Consider the following 17225-nt stretch of genomic DNA (forward strand, 5'->3'; position numbering starts at 1 on the left):
GCCGGGTCCGGGCCCGGCCGTCCGGGGTGCCACCGGGCCGGCCGCCGGAGGGCACGAGGAGGAGGTCGGCGGCGCGGCCGAGGGTGGGGAACACGGCCACGACCACGGCGACGAGGGCTTCGCCGCCCCCCCCACGTCTGGCGCCGGGGTGGCGGCGGCGGAGCGGCGGTGGAGCGCTCAGCCGCCCGCCGGCCCACCCCGCGAGGGTCTCCGGTCGCTACCGGGACCGGCCGCGCGGGTGGCCGGGGCCCCTCCCGGACGCGGGGCCGGGCGGACGGTCAGTCAGTGCCCGGGCCGGGGGCCGGGCTGTTTCGGGGGCCGCTTGCCGGACGTCTCCACGGCCCGGTCCCCGGGCCCGGTCCCCGGCTTGGCCCCGCGCCTGTGCGTCGGCGTGCCCGAGCCGGTGTCCGGGCCGTCCGTCGCACTCCTCGGCAGGGCGGGCGGCTTCCACGACTTCAGCGGCCGCGCGCCCTTGTCGGGACGCACCGCGCCCAGCACCGGGTGGGACGCGAGAGGGGAGGCCTTGACTTCGGCGCCGGGGCGCGGGGCATGCGCGAGCACGCCGGCGCCGACGTAGAGGCCGACATGGACGGTCCGGGACAAGTACACGACGACATCGCCCGGTCGCAGTTCGTCCAGCGGCACACGGGGCAGTCCGGCCCACTGTTCCTGGCTGGTGCGCGGGATCTTCCGGCCCGCGTGCAGCCAGGCCCGCCGGGGGAGGTCCGGGCAGTCGGAGGCGTCCGGCCCTTCGGCATCCCGCTGGCAGGGTTTGCCGAGCTGCCCGACGGCGTACTCGACGGCCGGCGCGCCCTGCCGTGACGGCGCCGTGCCGGTCGCACCCGCCGTGCCGGTCGTACCCGCGGGGCCCTTGGGGGCCGCCGTGCCGGGCGCACCGGGCGCTCCCGCCGTGCCCTTGGGGGCCGCCGGCGCCGAGGGGGACGGCGAGGCAGCCCGCGTCCGGCCGGGTTCGAGTTCCCGCAGCCGGTCGAGCTGCCGCGGTGTGAGGGCGGCCAGCAGTTCCTCCACCTCGCGCAGCCGGCTGTTCACCGTGTCGCGCAGCCTCTTCCGCTCGGCGGTGAGGAACTGCTGCTTGTCGAGGGCCTTGCGGCTCCGGGTGGCGAGGGTGTCGGCATCCTTCTCGCCCCGCCGGAGCCGGGCGATGGCCGCGGCATGCCCGGCGGCCGCGCGCTGGAGGACGTGGCCCTGTTCGAGAGCGCGCTGCGGATCGTCGGCGAGCAGCAGCCGCACGTACGCCGAGATGCCGGTGGTGCCCCGGTACTGCTGCCTGGCCAGCAGGCCCGCGGCGGTTCGTCTGCGGTGCAGCGAGACCCGGGTGGCGGCGAGCCGGCGGCCGAGCCGTTCGGCCTCGGCCCGCTGCCTCCTGAGCCTGACCTCGGTCGCGTTGTACTCCTCGGTGGCCTCTCCGGCCCGCCGGTACAACTCCCGCAGATCGGTGAGCAGGTCCGCGACCGAGTGCCCGCCCGACGCCGGTACCGCGGGTGCCGCCGGTGCGGGCGGTGCCGCGCCTTCCCCCGGCTCCGCAGGTTCCGCGCGGGCGGCGGTCAGGGGGAGCAGCGCGGTGAGCGCCGCCGCGAGCGCCACCGTACGGACCGCGCCGCGCCGCAGCATTTCTGACATCCGGTCACCTCCGCCACCGACGGTGGCACGGGCCGGAGCAGGGCGCCTGACGAGAGGTCAGACCGGGGCAACGGGGTCACTCTTCCGGCCGGGAGGCGGGTCCGGGCGGCTGCGGTTTCGACCAGGGCCACCGCAGGGTGCGGCGTGGGCGCCCCTCCGGACGGTACTCGTACTTCCAGCCCTTGATCAGCCCCAGCCGCTTGCCGTAGCCGGCGGGGACCCGTTCGTAGGCGTGGACGGTGGGCGGGCCACCGCCGTCGTCCGGGACCGGAACCTCGTACCACTTGGGCGGGTGTCCGGTCGGGCCGAGCAGCACCGGCAGGACGCGCCCGTCGAGCGGGCCGCCGGTGAAGGGGGTGTTCTCGCTTTTCACGGAGTCCTCCGAGGATGCCCCGGCCTTCGGGCCGGGGAGAACCGGACTCCTGCGGAGCAGGGCCGGGAAAGGTGGATCGTCGTCGGCGCGATGCGCCGTCCGCCGCCTCGGCGTCGCGTTCGCCCTCCGCCCGCTCGATGCCCGTCCGGGCGGGTCCGGCCCCGGCCGGTGCCGGCGGCACAAGACCCGCGGGAGCACCGCTCCAGGAGGCAGCCCGAGCCGGGAATCCCCTCCCTTCGGGGGAGGGGAGCAGTCAAAGCAGGTGCCCGGCGTCGCCGACCACGGGCAGGATGCGGCGGGCCAGCAGCCCGGCGGGGCCGTCCGCCGGCTCGACGGCGAGGGCCGTCCGCAGGACCTGCGCGGTCTGCGGGTCGCCGGCCGCCGTCGCCGTCAGCAGGGCGATGAAGTGGTCGAGCAGCCAGTCGCGCAGCTCGGGCAGCGGCGGCCGCTTGCCCTCGTCGAGCCAGATGAGGGAGGCGGCCTCCACGGCCGCGATCCAGGTCCGCACGGTCATCCGCAGCCGCAGCCCCGGCTCGGTGACGTCCATGTGCAGCAGGATCTGCTCGGCGGCGTCCCTGCGGACCTCGTCCACTATCGCGCTGGTGCGGGAGGTCTCGGCGACGCTGCCGCCCTGGAGCAGCGCGCTGAATCCGGCGTCGTGCTCGTCGACGAAGGCGAGATAGCGGTCGAGGGCACGCGAGAGCCGGGTGGTGAGCGGACCCTCGCGGGGTTCGGCGAAGCACGACTCCAGCTCGTCGGCCGCGCTGCGCAGCGCGGCCTCGTACAACTGCTGCTTGCCGCCGGGGAAGTAGCGGTACACCAGCGGGCGGGAGACCTCCGCGGCGGTCGCCACGTCGTCGAGCGAGACCTCCTCCGGCGCGCGCTGGGCGAACAGCGACAGTGCGGCGTCGAGGAGTTGCGTGCGCCGTTCCTCGACGCTGAGCCGTCGGTACGCACGAGTCGTCCGGGTCGTCGTGCCGGTCGTCGCTGCAGCCGGAGTCATGCCCGCAGGGTAACCCGCATCTCCGCATATCCGGACTTCAGCCCGGTCTCGTACGGTTGTCGGCGCCGCGCGTGGCACGGCGCGGGGGACCGGCCCCGGTGCGGGGCCGGGTGCCGATCCCGGTGCCGGTGCCGGTGCCGTGCCCGGCGCCGTGGGGGGCGCCGGGCACGCGGAGTTCAGGCCAGCAGCCCGGACTGTCGCCACAGTTTCCGTCCGACGCCCTGGAGCACGCCGATGTCGTCGAAGAAGTCCGTCAGCCGCCTGGCGCCGCTCTGCATGACCTCGCGGCGGTGACCGCTCGCCTTGACCTGGGCGACGGCCTCCCGGCGGTCGAGGCCGACGTTCGCGTACACCTGCGGGTTGACGAAGCAGACGGAGAAGACGCGGGCGGCCTCGCCGCAGCTGAGCCGGGTCAGTTCCTTCTCCCAGCGCGGTGCTGTCACCATCTGGCGGCGCAACTCCTCCCGGGCGTAACGGACGTGGCGGGCCTCCTCCACGACGTGGATACGGGTGACGCCGCGCACCAGGGTCTGGATGCGCTCGTCGGGGAAGGTAAGCCGCTGCATCCAGTCCAGGATCTCCTCGCCCAGCAGGGTCGCGGCGAAGGAACCGGGCGTGGTGGAGACGGTCTTCAGGACGCGGGCGAGGTTGTGGTAGAAGCGCGGCACCGGGTAGGCGGGGGTGCCGCCCCTCTGGATCAGGCGGGCGAACATCATCGAGTGCCGGCACTCGTCGGCGATCTCGGTGAGGGCGTACCGCACATGGTTGCTGGTGATCGACTTGTCGTAGATGTGCCGCACGAGCAGCTGCATCAGGATGATCTCGAACCAGATGCCCAGCGAGGCGAGGGACGCGGCCTCGTGCCTGGCCAGGTCGAACCGCTGCTCCTCGGACATCTTCCGCCACATCGGGGTGTCGTAGAGCGAGACCAGCTCGGGCGGCCAGAACCACTTTCCGTCCTCGATGGGCGCGTCCCAGTCGAGCTCCTTGTCGGGATCGAAGGAGTGCTTGGCGGAGGACTCGAGGAGCCGTGCGGCAACCTGCTCGCGGTCCTTGAGCAGGCCGAGCGCGTCGCGCAGTGTCCCGGCGTCGGTGGTCGTTGTACCCGTCATGCCCTTATGAGACTGCCTGTCAGCAAGCTCGTCAATCCCTTGTGCGCGACTTGTTGACCCGGCGTCTACTTGCGTGTGAGCCTGCCCAAGTACCCGGCCCCTCACGGGAGGAGAGGCGTCAGTGTCGACGCACGAGCTGTACGAGATGGGCCCCGTGGACCCGCTGTGGCAGGTACCGGCGAGCGGCTCGGCCCGCTTCCGCTGGGACTACGACGACGGCCGCGAGCGGCTTCTGGCGCTCTATGCCAAGGGGAAGGACAAGCAGTGGGACGGCGCCACGCGCATCGACTGGGACCTGGAGGTCGACCCCTGCGACCCGCTCGGCACCCCGGACGAGGCGCTGAGTCTCTACGGCACCCGCCACTGGGCGAGGATGAACGACCGGGACAAGGGTGAGCTCCGACGGCACTACACCGCCTGGCAGTTCAGCCAGTTCCTGCACGGCGAGCAGGGCGCGATGATCTGCGCCGCCCGGATCGTGGAATCCGTCCCCGACCTCGACGCCAAGTTCTACTCCGCCACCCAGACCATGGACGAGGCCCGGCACGCCGAGATCTACGCCCGCTTCCTGCACGACAAGATCGGCATGCTCTACCCGATCAACGACAACCTCCAGTCGCTGCTCGGCGACACCCTGCGCGACTCCCGCTGGGACATGCCGTACCTCGGCATGCAGGTCCTCATCGAAGGGCTCGCACTCGCCGCCTTCGGCATGATCCGCGACACCACGGACAAGCCGCTGCCCAAGCAGATCCTCGCGTACGTCATGCAGGACGAGGCCCGGCACGTCGCCTTCGGCCGGATGGCGCTGCGCGACTACTACAAGCAGCTCTCCGACGCCGAACTGCGCGAGCGCGAGGAGTTCGTCATCGAGGGCTGCTACCTGATGCGCGACCGGCTGCGCGGGGTCGAGGTCCTGGAGAACTACGGGATCCCGAAGGCCGAGGCGGAGGAGCTTTCCGAGCAGTCGGAGTTCCTGCACCTCTTCCGCAAGCTGCTGTTCAGCCGGATCGTGCCCTGCGTCAAGGACATCGGCCTGTGGGGGGAACGGCTGCAGAAGGCGTACCTGGACATGGGTGTCTTCGACCTCGGCGACTCCAACCTGGACCTGCTGATGTCGCAGGACGAGGAGATCGCGGAACGGCTGGACGCGGAACGGTTCGCGGCGGAGGAACAGGCGCGGGTGGCGGAGGTGGCGGAGGCGATCGAGGCGGGCGCCGACGGCGGTGCCTGACAGCGGCGGTGCCTGACGGCGGCGGTGCCCGGACACGGACCGTGCCGGGCCCCGCCGCCCGGTCCCGCCGGCCCCGGGTCCCGCCGCCCGGGGGCCGGGGTCAGACCGCCGCGGACGGCGGCGGGAAGGACGTCCTCAGCGTGAAGGCGTGCGGCGTCGGTCCGTTGGCGCGCAGGTGCAGCAGCCGCTCCTCGGCGTCGGCGACGGTGGGACGCACTCCGGCAGGGACCCACCACAGGGTGGTGAAGGCCTCCGACAGGCGCTCGAACCACTCCCGGCGCCGCGCCATCAGCTCCCGGTGCAGGCCCTGGTACATGAAAGCGGTCAGTGCGTTGGTGTCGCGCCACACCGACATGTTCACGATGAGCCACTCGTCGCCGAAGAACGGTATGTCGGTGGCGTTCCCGGAGTCGTTCTGGAGCCGCCACACGAAGCCGTCCGACGTGTCGGCGGCGGCGTTGACGGGGTCGAGGCCCTCGACGAAATCCTTCAGCTGGGGCGAGTCCAAGGGCGCTTTGAGACGGGCTATGTTGACCTGGGCGAGTTCGTGCGCGGCAGACATAGGGGCACGATAGCCCGAGGATCCGTCTGTCTCGCGAGTGCCTCTCGGACCGAGACGAGTGGTGCCCGAGCGCCGTGCGCACCGGCCATGTGTCACCCCGTTGGGCGGTCGCACCGGACGATTCCGACCGGAATGCTCACCGCCGCGCCGCGGGCCGACCCGCCGCAGCCCGTTCTCGTGCCGTCCGCCGTCCGCCGGAGTCCGCGCGTACTGGCCGGGAAGCGGCCGGGGCACCCGCCCTCCGCTTGCCTCTGCGGCACCGCGCCTGTTCCCATGGCAAGGGTTGATGGCTGCTCGCCGGGGGAGTGTGCACGAGGTTGGGCTCGCTCGATCGTGTGCTGGTCTGCTTGCGGGCTTGCGGTGTGCCGGGCTGTTCCGGCTGCGGTGATCGTGCGGTCCGGGACGCCGGGTACGGCGCATGGGGCACCCTCAGCGTTTGCTGGGGGAGTGCGGGGCCCCCGTTCCACCGGAGTGATGGTCCGGGGCCTTCCCGTCGCCTCCGGCCGTATCCGTCCGGCCGCGTCGTGAGGGAACCGGCCTCCCGGGACCGGACCGCGGACGGGATCCGCGTCGCCGCCCCGGGCCGAGTGCGTCGGGGACCAGTGCGCTCAAGACCGTTCGGGGCGTGCGGCTGAACGGGATCACTCCTGCTCGGTCTTAAGGAACGGTGATACGGATGACCGCACTGCGGATCACACCGAGGACGAGGTACGGGGAGCACAGCCTTTACGTGAGCCTGCCCGACGGCAGGACCGTGGCCTGGTACGACCGGGAGAGCGGCCGGGTGAGCCTGCTGTACGACGAGTACCGCGAGGCCGTGCTCGAGGCGCTCGCGCCGCACTCCGCCGGCGCGCGGCTCACGGTCACGGAGCCCGCCGTGCCGACGGCCGCCGATCTCGCGAGGCTCAGCCTGCATCCCGACGACGACCTGGCACCCAACCGGCCCGGGGAGGCGCTGTACGAGGAGGCCGGGCGGGAGCGGCAGGCCGCGGGACGGCTGGCGCGGCGGGTGCTGGGGCGGCCGGACCCGGTGCGGCGGGCCCAGGAGGAACTGGGCGCACAGCAGCGGGTCGGCGACGAACTGGACGCGGCGGAGGGCGCCGGCTGGCGGGTCCTGCATTCGGTGCCGCTGCCCGGCGGCACCCGGATCCACCACCTCCTCGTCGGACCCGGCGGCGTCCTCACCGTCCGCTCGGAGCCGATGCGGGGTCTGCGGGTGCGCGCCGAAGAGGACATGGTGTTCCCCCACCGCGGGGATCCGCGCCCCTGTGTCCGCCTCGCCAGGCAGGAGGCGGAACGCGCCCGGCACGCCCTGGCCGTCGACGTCCGCCCGGTGCTGGTCCTGGTCGGTGCCACCGGCCTCGAGGCCGGTGCGGCCGCGCACGACGTCCGCGTGCTGACCGACGCCGGGCTGCCGCTCCTCATCGCTCTGGGCGGTCTCCTCAAGCCGGCCGACGTCGAGACCGTCCACGCGAGGGCGCGCAACCGGCACAGCTGGCTCCGGGTCTGAGCCGCGGGCCGTGGGCGGGTGAGGCCGGGGCTCATGCCGTCCTGTCCTGCGGCAGCCTCAGCCGCAGCACCTTCGTCGTGGGGTTGCGCATGGTGAGCTGTTCGACCTCGGCGGCCAGCGGCGGGTCCACGGACTGGTACTCGATGTCGCCGAGCCCCCACGCCCTCGCCGAGGCCCTGCTGGTGACGGTCACGGTGCGCAGCGCCGCGGCGGCCTCGGCGCGCAGGGCCGGGGTGAGCGGGCTGGACACCACCGGCGCGTCCTCGGCGGGCAGGGCCAGGACCAGGGCGCGCGGGGCTGCGGACGCGCCGGTGTAGCCGATGACCGCCGCGTCGAGCGGGGCGGAGTGCCGCAGCTTCAGCCAGTCGCGGCGGCCGGCCTGGTAGCCGCGGTCCAGACGCTTGATCACCAGGCCCTCGACGCCGATCCCGGGCAGCGATTCGTACCAGGCCTCGGCCTCCTCCGGGTCCGTGGTCATGGGCACCGGCTGGAGCGGCGGGCCGACCGGCTTCAGCACCGCCAGCAACGCCGAGCGGCGCATCTCGTACGGCAGCAGCCGCAGATCGGTGTCCTCGGCGGCCAGCAGGTCGAAGGCCGCGTACGAGGCGGGCAGCCGGCGGGCGAGCGCGGCGGCCCTGGCGGAGGTGGCGTTGGCGCGTTGCTGCACGGCCGCGAAGTCGAGGCGCCCGCCGACCCACACCACGACCTCGCCGTCCAGGACCGTACCAGGGGGCAGGCGTTCCGCGGCCACCGCCAGATCCGGGAAGGACCTGGTGACGGTGCGGCCCGAGCGCGCCTGGAGCACGACGTCCGCGTCGCGCCGGAAGACGACAAGCCGGTGCCCGTCGAACTTCGGCTCGTAGGCCCACCCGGGACCGTGCGGGAAGGTGTCCACGGAACGGGCCAGGGCGACCTTGACCGGAGGTCTCACGGCAGTGCCCCGGGGTGTTCGGGTCCGATGAGCGGCGCCATCAGGTCGCCGTGGCGCCGCAGCCGGTCGGGGACGTCCCCGACCAGGAAGACCAGCTGCCCCGGCTCCGCGCAGCCGGCGACCTCCTCCCAGGTCACCGGCGTGGAGACGGCGGGTTCCGGACGGGCGCGCGGGGTGTAGGCGGTGGCGGTCGTCTTCGCGGCGGAGTTCTGGCTCCAGTCGACGAAGACCTTCCCCGGCCGCAGGTCCCGTCTCATGCGGTGCAGTGCCAGGTCGGGCATGGCCCGCTCGGCCTCGACGGCCAGTGCCTTCGCGTACGCGGAGACCTTGCCGGAGGGCGCGGGCTCCAGCGCGGCCAGCAGGTGCAGGCCCTTGCTGCCGGAGGTCTTCGCGTACGCCACGAGGCCGTCCGCCGCCAGCCGCTCGCGCAGCCAGCGGGCCACGACCGCGCACTCGACGACCGTGGCGGGCGGGCCGGGATCGAGGTCGAAGACCATCCGGTCGGCGAGCGCGGGGCGGTCCGCCTCCCACTGGGGGGTGTGGAACTCGACGACGAGGTTCGCGGCCCACATCAGGGTCGCCAGATCGTCGACGAGCACCTGGCGGCCCGTGCTCTCCGCCGAGCGGGGGACCTTCACCGTCCTTACCCAGGACGGAGTACCGGGCGGCGGGTTCTTGGTGAAGAACAACTGGCCGTCGGGGCCGTCCGGATAGCGCAGGAACGACACCGGGCGGCCGCGCAGGTGCGCCAGCAGCGGCTCCGCGGCGAGCGCGCAGTAGTGCAGCAGTTCGCCCTTGGTGGTCCCGGTGGCGGGATACAGCACCTTGTCCAGGTTGCTCAGCGCGAGGCGCCGCCCCTCCACCTCGGTGATCGGCGACATACGATGAGAGTCCCATGAAAGGTGCAAATGATGCGTTCTATCTGGAATGGGACGATCTCCTTCGGGCTGGTCAGTATCCCGATCAAGATCTTCAACGCCACCGAGACCCACGCGGTCTCCTTCCGGCAGATCCATACCGCCGACGGCGGCCGGATCCGCTACAAGAAGGTCTGCGAGCTGGACGAGGAAGAGGTCCCGTCCTCCGAGATCGGCAAGGCGTACGAGGACGCGGACGGCACCGTCGTGCCGATCACCGACGAGGACCTGGCGGCGCTGCCGCTGCCCACGGCCAAGACCGTCGAGATCGTCGCGTTCGTGCCCGAGAGCAGCATCGACCCCCTCCAGGTGGACAAGGCCTACTACCTCCAGGCGAACGGTGTGCCCGCCGCCAAGCCCTACACGCTGCTGCGCGAGGCTCTCAGGAACGGCAAGCGCGTCGCCCTCGCCAAGTTCGCGCTGCGCGGTCGTGAACGCCTGGGCATGCTGCGGGTCGTCGACGAGGCGATCGCCATGCACGCGCTGCTCTGGCCCGACGAGATGCGCGCCCCCTCCGGCGTCGCCCCGGAGGGCAAGGTGACCGTGCGCGACGCCGAACTCGACCTGGCGGACGCCCTGATGGACACGCTCGGCGAAGTCGACATGGACGAGCTGCACGACGACTACCGGGAGGCGCTGGAGGAGCTGATCACCGCCAAGGCGGCGGGCGCGATGCCCGAGGCCCCGGAGGGACCGGCCGAGGCGGGCGGGCAGGTCATCGACCTGATGGCCGCGCTGGAGAGCAGCGTCAGGGCCGCACGGGCCTCCCGCGGCGGCGGCGAGGCGGCGGCGGAGGTCACCCGGCTGTCCACCCGCGAGCGGGCGGCGGCCGGGAAGAAGGGGACGGCGCGCACGCCCAAGGCCCCGGAGGGCAAGAAGTCCACCGGCGGCGGAGCCGCGAAGAGGACCGCCCCGGCACGGAAGAGCACCTCGCGGGCGGGGGCGGACGGCGGCGACGGCGGCAAGGCCAACGGCAAGAAGAGCGCGGCGGCCAAGAAGACCGCCGCGAAGCGGAGCGCGGGCAAGACGGCCTCGGCCGCGTCGGGCGGGAAGACTCCGGCGAAGAAGTCCTCGCAGGGCAGACGCGCCTCCGCCTGACCCGCGGCGCGTGACCGCCTCCGTCTGACCCGCGGCGCGTGACCCGGGCCGTGTGACCGCCTCCGTCTGACCCGCGGCGCGTGACCCGGGCCGTGTGACCGCCTCCGTCTGACCCGCGGCGCGTGACCCGGGCCGTGTGACCGCCTCCGTCTGACTGCGCTGCCGCCGGGCCGCTGCGCGGGTCCGCCGACAGCGCAAGTGCCGCCACGGTGGGGCGGCAGCCCTCGGACGTCGGCTTCGCCGGCACGGTGGCTCCGCGCCGCAGGCGGACGACGTACGGGTCGGTGCCGCGGGCGGTGCGTGGCTGGCACCGGCCGGCGGAACTCAGAAGCGGAGGGCGGCGGCGATGTGGTCCATGCCCTCGATCGTTCCGTCGGGGACGAAGCGGACCTCCGCGCCGGTGTCGAGGCAGCGCTCGATGATGTCGTCCACCATGTCCTCGATCGCGTCCAGGTCGCCGCTCTCCGCCGGGGCCAGGTGTTCGCTCGGCTCGGTCACGGCGGCCGACTCGGCGCGGACGGTCACCCGGAAGTTGTCCTCGACGACCAGCAGCCTTACGCTGCCGAGCTTCGCACTCTGCCAGACCTCGTCGACACCGGCGGCCAGTGTCCGCTTGTCGCGGGCCCGGCCCAGTTCCTGCAGAACCGCCGCCCGTTCCTTCTCCTCCTCCGCTGCGACGAAGGGCCGCACCGCCTGCCACACGGCGTTCGGGGAACTGTGCGCCATCGCGCCGCGCGGAATGCGGGTTGCGCCCTTCGACGCGCTTCCGGCGTCGTCGAGCAGCGAGAGCGCCGCCGGGTCGCCGGTGACGAACAGCGGCCGCGGATCGGCCGCGAGCACCGAGTCGAGCGCGGTGTCGGCCTGGCGCAGGAACAGGCGCGTGTCGTCGTCGTTGTAGGGCTCAGGCACGTTGCCGACGCGCTCCATCCGCTCGATGTCCTGGAACTCGAGGCTCCTGGTCAGCGGAAAACCCCCGGTCCTGGCCTCGACGACGCGCTCGGTGTCCCCGCTGAACAGCGCCACCCGGTCGGCGGCTACGGCCAGCACCCAGAAGGGGCGCTCTATGGCCTGCGCGGCCACCAGATTGCGGGTGAGGAAGGTGTCCGACAGCACGATCCGCTCGGGCACCGGGCGGGGCAGCTTCCACACCTGGTGCTCTCCGGGCGCCGCGAAGATCACCAGCCCGTCCTCGGAGTACACCAGGTTGACCTCGGCCAGTGCCGCGTCGAGTTCCTTGCCGAGCTGCATACGCCACTGCCGGGTGACCGCCGGGTCCTCCTCCAGTTGCTTCTTGGCCCTGGCCACCAGGTTCCGCAGCCGCACGGGATCCTGCATGCTCTCCGGTTCGCGGCGGTGCGTCGGCATCAGCAGGGACAGCGCGGGATAGGGGCGGGGCCGACGGAGGTCGGCGAGGGCCGAGGAGGTGAGTTCAGGCTGCATGAGACGCCCTTCCGGAATCACGGCGCACGGCCAGGAACGGAATGGATCCTTCCCTCTGTATGCACCATATGGCCGATTCACCCGTCCGGCATGTGCAGGCGGACGGTCACTTGCCCAGTTCGACGGCTATCTCGGGCGGGTGGTGGAGAGTGTTGTGGACGGTGCAGTGGGAGGCGACGGCGAGGAAGGCGGCGTGGCGTTCCTCGGGGAGCCCGGGCGGCGGGCAGACGGTGACACGGAGCTCGGACACGCGGGCCGGCCGGTCGGTGGCCATGGTGAATTCGGTGCGGACGCGCAGACCGGTGCGGTCGACGCCGTGGCGGGCGAGGTAGCGGCCGGCGTAGAAGGCCACGCAGGTGGCGAGGGAGGCGGCGAACAGTTCGGTGGGGGTGGGGGCGTTGTCGTCGCCGCCGATCTCGACCGGCTGGTCGACGAGGAGCCGGTGGCCGCGGACCTCGACGGCGTAGGCGTCTCCGGCGACGTGGCTGACGTCGATGAGCTGCGGATCCGCCGCCCGCGCCGTCGCCTTCTCGCTGGCGGTGGCGTCCGATGCCGGTGTCGTACGGGGCATGACCGCGTCTCCTCGGTTGGTGTTGCACGCATCTGCTGTGATCCAGTTCAGCGCGGCCGGGTCCGGCCCGGTAGGGGCACTCGGTACTGAGGGCGGGGCCGTTCGGCCCCTGGGGCACCTCCTCCGGGGCGCCCGCCGCACGCGGCCCCGGACGGGCCGGGGCTCCTGCGGTCAGGCGGCCCGCGCGGGGATGCTCCCGTCGTGCACGGCCTCGGCGAAGGCGTCGTAGTCGCGCTGGTTCTGATCGGCGTACGCCTCGGCGAACTCGGCCAGGGCCCGGTCGAAGGAGTCGGAGGCACCGAGGTACGCGGCGATGGCGATCGGGTCGCCCGAGCGGGCGTGGGCGCGGGCCAGTGAGGCACCGCACAGACCGGCGAACAGCCGCATCATCGCGGGCGTCATGGTGTCGGGCCGGGCGATGCCCTTCCAGTCGTGCAGCTGCCGCACGTAGAAGTCGCGCTGCCTGCCGTCGATGCCGACGACCCGTTCCCAGCCGAGGAAGATGTCACCCGCGGCCTGCATCAGCCGCTGCCCCGCGACGACCCGTTCCCCCTGGTTCTCGTACCTTCCAGGCGCGACGTACGGGGCGAGCACCGACTCGCCCGCCTCCTTGGCCTGGAGGAGCAGCGGGTCGTCGTCGTCCCGGCCGAGCAGCAGGACGAGCCAGCACCGGGTGCCGACGCTGCCCACGCCGACGACCTTGCGCGCCATGTCGGCCACGCGGAAGTGGCCGAGCAGATGGCGTCGTTCGGAGGGCAGGGTGAGCGCGTACTGCGCGATCAGCCGGCGGAGCGTCTGCTCCAGCGCGGTGCCGCCGCCGGGGGCGGCACCGGTGCGCCCGTCCGCTCCGGCGGGGTGTTCGTCCGCGCCGGGGAGGAGGTCGGCGAGCGGGGTGATCAGCGGGGGGTCGGGGGCGATCCGGCGCTCGCCGTCCACCACACGGGTGAGCTTGCCGTAGGCCTCGACGTTGTCGCGGCCACGGGCCTTGGCCATCGCCTTCTCGGTCCGTTTCCGGATGTCCTTCTCCGCGGTGTCCGGCAGCAGGGTGCGGAGCCGGTCGGCGTCGTCCTGCGCGTACCAGATGTCCAGGGTGCGCATGCCGGAGAACTCGTGCATGCGCTCGCGGTACGCCCGCACGGCGCGCAGGACCAGGGACGCGCGCGTGCGCTCGTCGAAGCCGCGCGCGCGGGCGGCGATGACGAGACTGGCGGCGAGCCGTTTGACGTCCCATTCGAAGGGGCCGGGCAGGGTCTCGTCGAAGTCGTTGATGTCGAAGACCAGATGACGTTCCGGAGACGCGAGCAGCCGGAAGTTGAGCAGATGGGCATCGCCGCACAGCTGCGTGGTGAGCTGGGTGTGGGGCGCGGACCCCAGGTCGGCGGCCATGATCGCGGCGGCGCCCCGGTAGAAGCGGAAGGGCGACTCGAGCATCCTGCCGTACCGGATGGGCACCAGCTCCGGAACGCGCTCGGCGGACTGGTGTTCCAGGACGGAGAGCGGCTCCGGCCGTTGCGCGCCGGGGGAGAAGCGGGCGTGGGCGGACCGCGGCAGGCGGGAGCGTACCGCCCTGCCGTACGCGGCCCGTTCGGCCGGTGTGAGGGGGCCGGGGCCCGGTTGGGCCGAGGGCGCTTCCGCCATGGCTGCTCTCCTCCGTCTCTCCTCCTCCGGCCCCGGTGCCGCGGTCGGCTCTGGGCGCGCCGGAGGCCCGGGCGCGAGGCCCGGGGTAGTGGCCCGGGGCGGGGCCCGTGGGCCCTGAACGTGAGGACCGCGCGTCCTTGTGCGCACGTCGTCCGGCGGTCGGAGGGCTGCCCGTTCGCACCCGGACCACCGTCCGGACCACCGGCCGGACCACCCTCCGGTACCGCCCGTCGTCCGTGCCCGGTGCCGGTCCCGGAAGGTCCGGGTGCCCGCGACACGGTGCTTCCATCCTCGCGTGTGCCCATGGTGATCGCCACGGGAGCATTCCGGCCCGTCCGCGGGATTCCGGGGCCCGCCTCGGTCGGCCGACGGGCTCTCGACGGCGCGGGCCGCGCCGTCCGCGCGGTGATCAACCGGACCCGGACCCGGACCCGGACGTGGACCCGGACCCGGACGTGGATCGGGCACGGCCGGGCACAGAGGTCGGCAACTGCTTGCCGGGGAGGGTGAATGAGGTCGGATTATGGCTCGATCGTGTGATGGCCGGCTCGCAGGGCGGCGTTCTGGGCCGGTCGGGGTGGCGTGAGCGTGCGATCTGGGGCGCCGGGTGCGGTGCCCGGGGGCACCGCCGGCGGTGGCCGGGGGAGTGCGGGGCCCCTGCTCCACCAGGGAGATGGTCCAGGGCCTCCCCGTCGCCTCCGGCCGCTTTCACACGGCCGGGTCGTGAGGGAATCCGCCCACCCGGCTCGGACCACGGACGCGATCCGTGTCGCCGCCCGGCTTGCGAAAGCGGACGACCGGTGCGCCCAAGACCGTTCGGGGCGCGCCAGTGCGCGGACTCACTCCCGCTCACCGTTGAGGAACGGTGCGGTCAGGACCGCGCCCTGCCCGGCTCCCGGGCCGAGGGCACCGGTTCTCCGCGTACGTGTACGAGGCCCGGAAGACGCGCCCGGAATACGCGAGTCCGCCGCCCTTCCTTGGGCGGAAGGCGGCGGACGGACGCGGTGCGCTGTGCGGTTGTTTCGGTTCTGCCGGTACCCGGTTCCCCGGCCCGGACGCCTCAGGCCAGGGCCAGGAACAGCTTCTCCAGTTGGACCTCGGTCATCGGGGCGGTCTGTCCGTCGCCCTGCTGGGCGAGGCACTGCCGCATACCGCTGGCCACGATCTTGAATCCGGCCCGGTCCAGGGCACGTGAGACCGCCGCGAGCTGGGTGACCACGTCTTCGCAGTCCCGCCCGGCCTCGATCATCGCGATGACGCCGTTCAGCTGGCCCTGTGCCCGGCGCAGCCGGTTGAGCACCGCATTCGTCGCTTCCTCTTCCACCTTCACCGGGCGCCTCCTTCAGTGGGCCAGTGTCCTAACTTTACCCCCTGGGGTATGTGATGGGGTTGCCGTCACTTCGTGACGTCCACCACGGATGTCCGTGACGGGACCGGTGTGTGACAGGCCGGCCCCGTGTGTTCACGCCGCCCGTCGCCCGCTGCCGAGCGGCGGGGAGTCGGTCGGGTGTCCGGGCCCCGGGTGGAGCTGCCCCGCGGTCGGCTCCTTCGCCCGCCGTGCGCGGCCCCGCAGGTACTGGAACAGCGCCAGCCCCGCGCCCGCGGCCACGACGATCCAGGTGACGGGGCTGGTCAGCACCGTCTCGCGCAGGTCGGCGCTGACCTGCTGACCCAGGACGAAGACGCCCATGGTGATCACGAACCAGCCGAAGGCCTTGCGCAGCGCGTCCTGCGGGATGCGCCCGGCGAGACGGCCGCCGACCAGGCTGCCGACGACGGCCGCGGTGGTGACGATCGCGGCCATACCCCAGTCGATCTGGACGCTGGAGAGGTAGCCGGCCAGGCCCGCGAAGGACTTCATGGAGATCACCAGCAGCGAGGTGCCGACGGCGACGCCCATGGGCAGCCCGCCCAGCAGGGCGAGTGCCGGGACGACGAGGAAGCCGCCGCCCGCGCCGACGAGTCCGGTGACCAGGCCCACCACGATGCCGTCCAGCAGGACGCGCCCGACGGGCAGTTCGTGGTGCACCTTCTTGGGCGCGTTCTTGCGGCCGCGGATCATGGCGACCGCCGTCACGACCATCATCACGCCGAACGCGATGAGCAGGATGTTGCCCGGGATGAACTCGGCGACCCGGCCGCCCGCGTACGCGCCGGTCATGCCCGCGGCGCCGAACAGCAGGCCGGTGCGCCAGCGGACCCGGCCGGCCCGGGCGTGGGAGATCATGCCGGCGGCGCTGGTGACGCCGACGACGAACAGGGACGTCGCGATGGCCTGCTTGGCGTCCTGTCCGGCGATGTAGACCAGGATGGGCACCGTCAGGATGGAGCCGCCGCCGCCCAGGATGCCGAGGCTGACACCGATGAGCAGTGACGCGGCGATGACGACCGCGATCACGAGCGGCCTCGCAGGGAGTTGATGACGTCCCTGATGTCGGTGCGCGGGCCGCGGTTGTAGGGCAGCTTCGACAGCATCATGCCCATGGCGCAGGTGTTGGTCAGCGCGGCGAAGGTCAGGCCCGCTCCGACGAAGGTGCCGACCAGGTGCACGCCGGGCACGAAGAAGCCCACGACGCCGCTCACCAGGACGATGGACCCGGCGATCAGGCGCACCTGCCGCTCCAGGTCCCAGCGGGGCTCGCCGTGGTTGAGCGTTCCCTGGGCCGCCTCCCAGGCCATGATGCCGCCGTCCAGCACGCGCAGGTTGGGCAGACCGGCCTCGGCGAGGGCCTGCTCCGCCTGTGCGGCGCGGCCGCCGGAGCGGCAGATCAGGACGACGTCCTCGTCCAGGTGGCGCAGCAGCTCCTGGCGGTGCTCCTTGAGGGTGTCCAGGGGCACGTTGTAGGACCCGGGGATGTGGGAGGTCCTGAACTCGCCGGGAGTACGGACGTCCAGCAGTCTCGGGCTGTTCTCGCCCTCGATCAGGTGGCGGAGGGTGCCGGGGGTCAGTCGTGCGGCGTTGGTCTCGGTGGTCACAAGGTCTCCTTGCCGGTCGGCCTGTCGGCCCTTCGGTGAGCTCGGTCCGAAAGCGGACGAAAAATACGGGGCGGGGTATATAGGGGGCCGCAATGGGTCCCGGGTTTCCGGCGGCGGCCGGTGTGGCCGCCGCCGGGTGACGCGGAACCGTTCGGGCCGTGCGGGGCGGTGCCGGTGGTGCCGGGTCACGGTTGCCGGGTGTGCCGGTCAGGCGTTGGC

16 protein-coding genes are annotated in these 17225 nt (G+C 72.9%); 3 read left to right on the forward strand and 13 right to left on the reverse strand.

The features are described 5' to 3' along the window. Positions 1 to 282: 282 nt before the first annotated feature. The 4 genes from GUY61_RS19665 to GUY61_RS19680 form a co-directional block, all read right to left on the reverse strand. On the reverse strand, positions 283 to 1641 hold the full coding sequence (locus tag GUY61_RS19665) for an NlpC/P60 family protein (protein WP_243766590.1): 1359 nt from the start codon (positions 1639 to 1641) through the stop codon (positions 283 to 285). 76 nt (positions 1642 to 1717) lie between these two features. Further along, positions 1718 to 2014 carry a hypothetical protein gene (locus tag GUY61_RS19670; RefSeq protein WP_166631517.1) on the reverse strand — a complete coding sequence of 99 codons (297 nt, stop codon included), beginning with the start codon at positions 2012 to 2014 and terminating at the stop codon, positions 1718 to 1720. Between the two features lie 253 nt (positions 2015 to 2267). Beyond that, positions 2268 to 3017, reverse strand: coding sequence for a TetR/AcrR family transcriptional regulator (locus GUY61_RS19675; RefSeq protein ID WP_166631518.1), 750 nt, complete (start codon positions 3015 to 3017; stop codon positions 2268 to 2270). Positions 3018 to 3193: 176 nt separating this feature from the next. Continuing rightward, complete coding sequence (locus GUY61_RS19680) at positions 3194 to 4129, reverse strand: diiron oxygenase (RefSeq protein ID WP_166631519.1); 936 nt, start codon at positions 4127 to 4129, stop codon at positions 3194 to 3196. Positions 4130 to 4274: 145 nt separating this feature from the next. Here GUY61_RS19680 and GUY61_RS19685 point away from each other — a divergent pair, with 145 nt between their 5' ends. Continuing rightward, positions 4275 to 5363, forward strand: a complete 1089-nt coding sequence (locus tag GUY61_RS19685) for a ferritin-like domain-containing protein (RefSeq protein ID WP_208106199.1) — start codon at positions 4275 to 4277, stop codon at positions 5361 to 5363. Between the two features lie 100 nt (positions 5364 to 5463). Here the strand turns inward: GUY61_RS19685 and GUY61_RS19690 are convergent, their stop codons facing one another. Continuing rightward, on the reverse strand, positions 5464 to 5925 hold the full coding sequence (locus GUY61_RS19690; RefSeq protein WP_166631521.1) for a DUF3291 domain-containing protein: 462 nt from the start codon (positions 5923 to 5925) through the stop codon (positions 5464 to 5466). Between the two features lie 676 nt (positions 5926 to 6601). Here GUY61_RS19690 and GUY61_RS19695 point away from each other — a divergent pair. Beyond that, the gene (locus GUY61_RS19695) at positions 6602 to 7435 is read left to right on the forward strand and encodes a nuclease-related domain-containing protein (protein ID WP_166631522.1); all 834 of its coding nucleotides are present in this window, start codon (positions 6602 to 6604) and stop codon (positions 7433 to 7435) included. Positions 7436 to 7466: 31 nt separating this feature from the next. Here the strand turns inward: GUY61_RS19695 and GUY61_RS19700 are convergent, their stop codons facing one another. Both GUY61_RS19700 and ligD read right to left on the reverse strand, forming a co-directional pair. Next, the gene (locus GUY61_RS19700; RefSeq protein WP_166631523.1) at positions 7467 to 8366 is read right to left on the reverse strand and encodes an ATP-dependent DNA ligase; all 900 of its coding nucleotides are present in this window, start codon (positions 8364 to 8366) and stop codon (positions 7467 to 7469) included. Further along, positions 8363 to 9247, reverse strand: a complete 885-nt coding sequence (gene ligD / locus GUY61_RS19705) for a non-homologous end-joining DNA ligase (RefSeq protein WP_166631524.1) — start codon at positions 9245 to 9247, stop codon at positions 8363 to 8365. The genes GUY61_RS19700 and ligD overlap by 4 nt, the downstream gene beginning before the upstream one ends. 30 nt (positions 9248 to 9277) lie before the next feature. On the opposite strand from ligD, the gene GUY61_RS19710 reads away from it, so the two are divergent. Beyond that, complete coding sequence (locus tag GUY61_RS19710; RefSeq protein WP_166631532.1) at positions 9278 to 10381, forward strand: Ku protein; 1104 nt, start codon at positions 9278 to 9280, stop codon at positions 10379 to 10381. 324 nt (positions 10382 to 10705) lie between these two features. On the opposite strand, the gene GUY61_RS19715 is transcribed toward GUY61_RS19710, so the two are convergent. The 6 genes from GUY61_RS19715 to GUY61_RS19740 all read right to left on the reverse strand — a co-directional run bounded on the left by GUY61_RS19715 (position 10706) and on the right by GUY61_RS19740 (position 17006). Continuing rightward, on the reverse strand, positions 10706 to 11821 hold the full coding sequence (locus GUY61_RS19715) for a chemotaxis protein (RefSeq protein ID WP_166631525.1): 1116 nt from the start codon (positions 11819 to 11821) through the stop codon (positions 10706 to 10708). Positions 11822 to 11927: 106 nt separating this feature from the next. Continuing rightward, entirely contained in the window at positions 11928 to 12392 is a 465-nt protein-coding gene (locus tag GUY61_RS19720) for an OsmC family protein (RefSeq protein ID WP_166631526.1), read from the reverse strand. A 171-nt stretch (positions 12393 to 12563) separates the two neighbouring features. Further along, the gene (locus GUY61_RS19725) at positions 12564 to 14030 is read right to left on the reverse strand and encodes a DUF2252 domain-containing protein (RefSeq protein ID WP_166631527.1); all 1467 of its coding nucleotides are present in this window, start codon (positions 14028 to 14030) and stop codon (positions 12564 to 12566) included. A gap of 1060 nt (positions 14031 to 15090) precedes the next feature. After that, positions 15091 to 15360, reverse strand: a complete 270-nt coding sequence (locus GUY61_RS19730; RefSeq protein WP_166631528.1) for a metal-sensitive transcriptional regulator — start codon at positions 15358 to 15360, stop codon at positions 15091 to 15093. A 132-nt stretch (positions 15361 to 15492) separates the two neighbouring features. Further along, entirely contained in the window at positions 15493 to 16428 is a 936-nt protein-coding gene (locus GUY61_RS19735) for a sulfite exporter TauE/SafE family protein (RefSeq protein WP_166631529.1), read from the reverse strand. Continuing rightward, positions 16425 to 17006 (reverse strand): rhodanese-like domain-containing protein, encoded by a 582-nt coding sequence (locus GUY61_RS19740; protein ID WP_166631530.1) that lies wholly within the window; start codon positions 17004 to 17006, stop codon positions 16425 to 16427. The genes GUY61_RS19735 and GUY61_RS19740 overlap by 4 nt, the downstream gene beginning before the upstream one ends. Positions 17007 to 17225 lie beyond the last annotated feature (219 nt).

The organism is Streptomyces sp. GC420 (assembly GCF_009916105.1).
Lineage (GTDB): Bacteria > Actinomycetota > Actinomycetes > Streptomycetales > Streptomycetaceae > Streptomyces.

Coding starts and splice junctions, on each gene's coding strand:
- GUY61_RS19710 (WP_166631532.1), top strand. CDS start 9,278: ATGCGTTCTATCTGGAATGGGACGATCTCCTTCGGGCTGGTCAGTATC.
- GUY61_RS19675 (WP_166631518.1), bottom strand. CDS start 3,017: ATGACTCCGGCTGCAGCGACGACCGGCACGACGACCCGGACGACTCGT.
- GUY61_RS19695 (WP_166631522.1), top strand. CDS start 6,602: ATGACCGCACTGCGGATCACACCGAGGACGAGGTACGGGGAGCACAGC.
- GUY61_RS19720 (WP_166631526.1), bottom strand. CDS start 12,392: ATGCCCCGTACGACACCGGCATCGGACGCCACCGCCAGCGAGAAGGCG.
- GUY61_RS19665 (WP_243766590.1), bottom strand. CDS start 1,641: ATGTCAGAAATGCTGCGGCGCGGCGCGGTCCGTACGGTGGCGCTCGCG.
- ligD (WP_166631524.1), bottom strand. CDS start 9,247: ATGTCGCCGATCACCGAGGTGGAGGGGCGGCGCCTCGCGCTGAGCAAC.
- GUY61_RS19690 (WP_166631521.1), bottom strand. CDS start 5,925: ATGTCTGCCGCGCACGAACTCGCCCAGGTCAACATAGCCCGTCTCAAA.
- GUY61_RS19685 (WP_208106199.1), top strand. CDS start 4,275: ATGGGCCCCGTGGACCCGCTGTGGCAGGTACCGGCGAGCGGCTCGGCC.
- GUY61_RS19725 (WP_166631527.1), bottom strand. CDS start 14,030: ATGGCGGAAGCGCCCTCGGCCCAACCGGGCCCCGGCCCCCTCACACCG.
- GUY61_RS19680 (WP_166631519.1), bottom strand. CDS start 4,129: ATGACGGGTACAACGACCACCGACGCCGGGACACTGCGCGACGCGCTC.
- GUY61_RS19715 (WP_166631525.1), bottom strand. CDS start 11,821: ATGCAGCCTGAACTCACCTCCTCGGCCCTCGCCGACCTCCGTCGGCCC.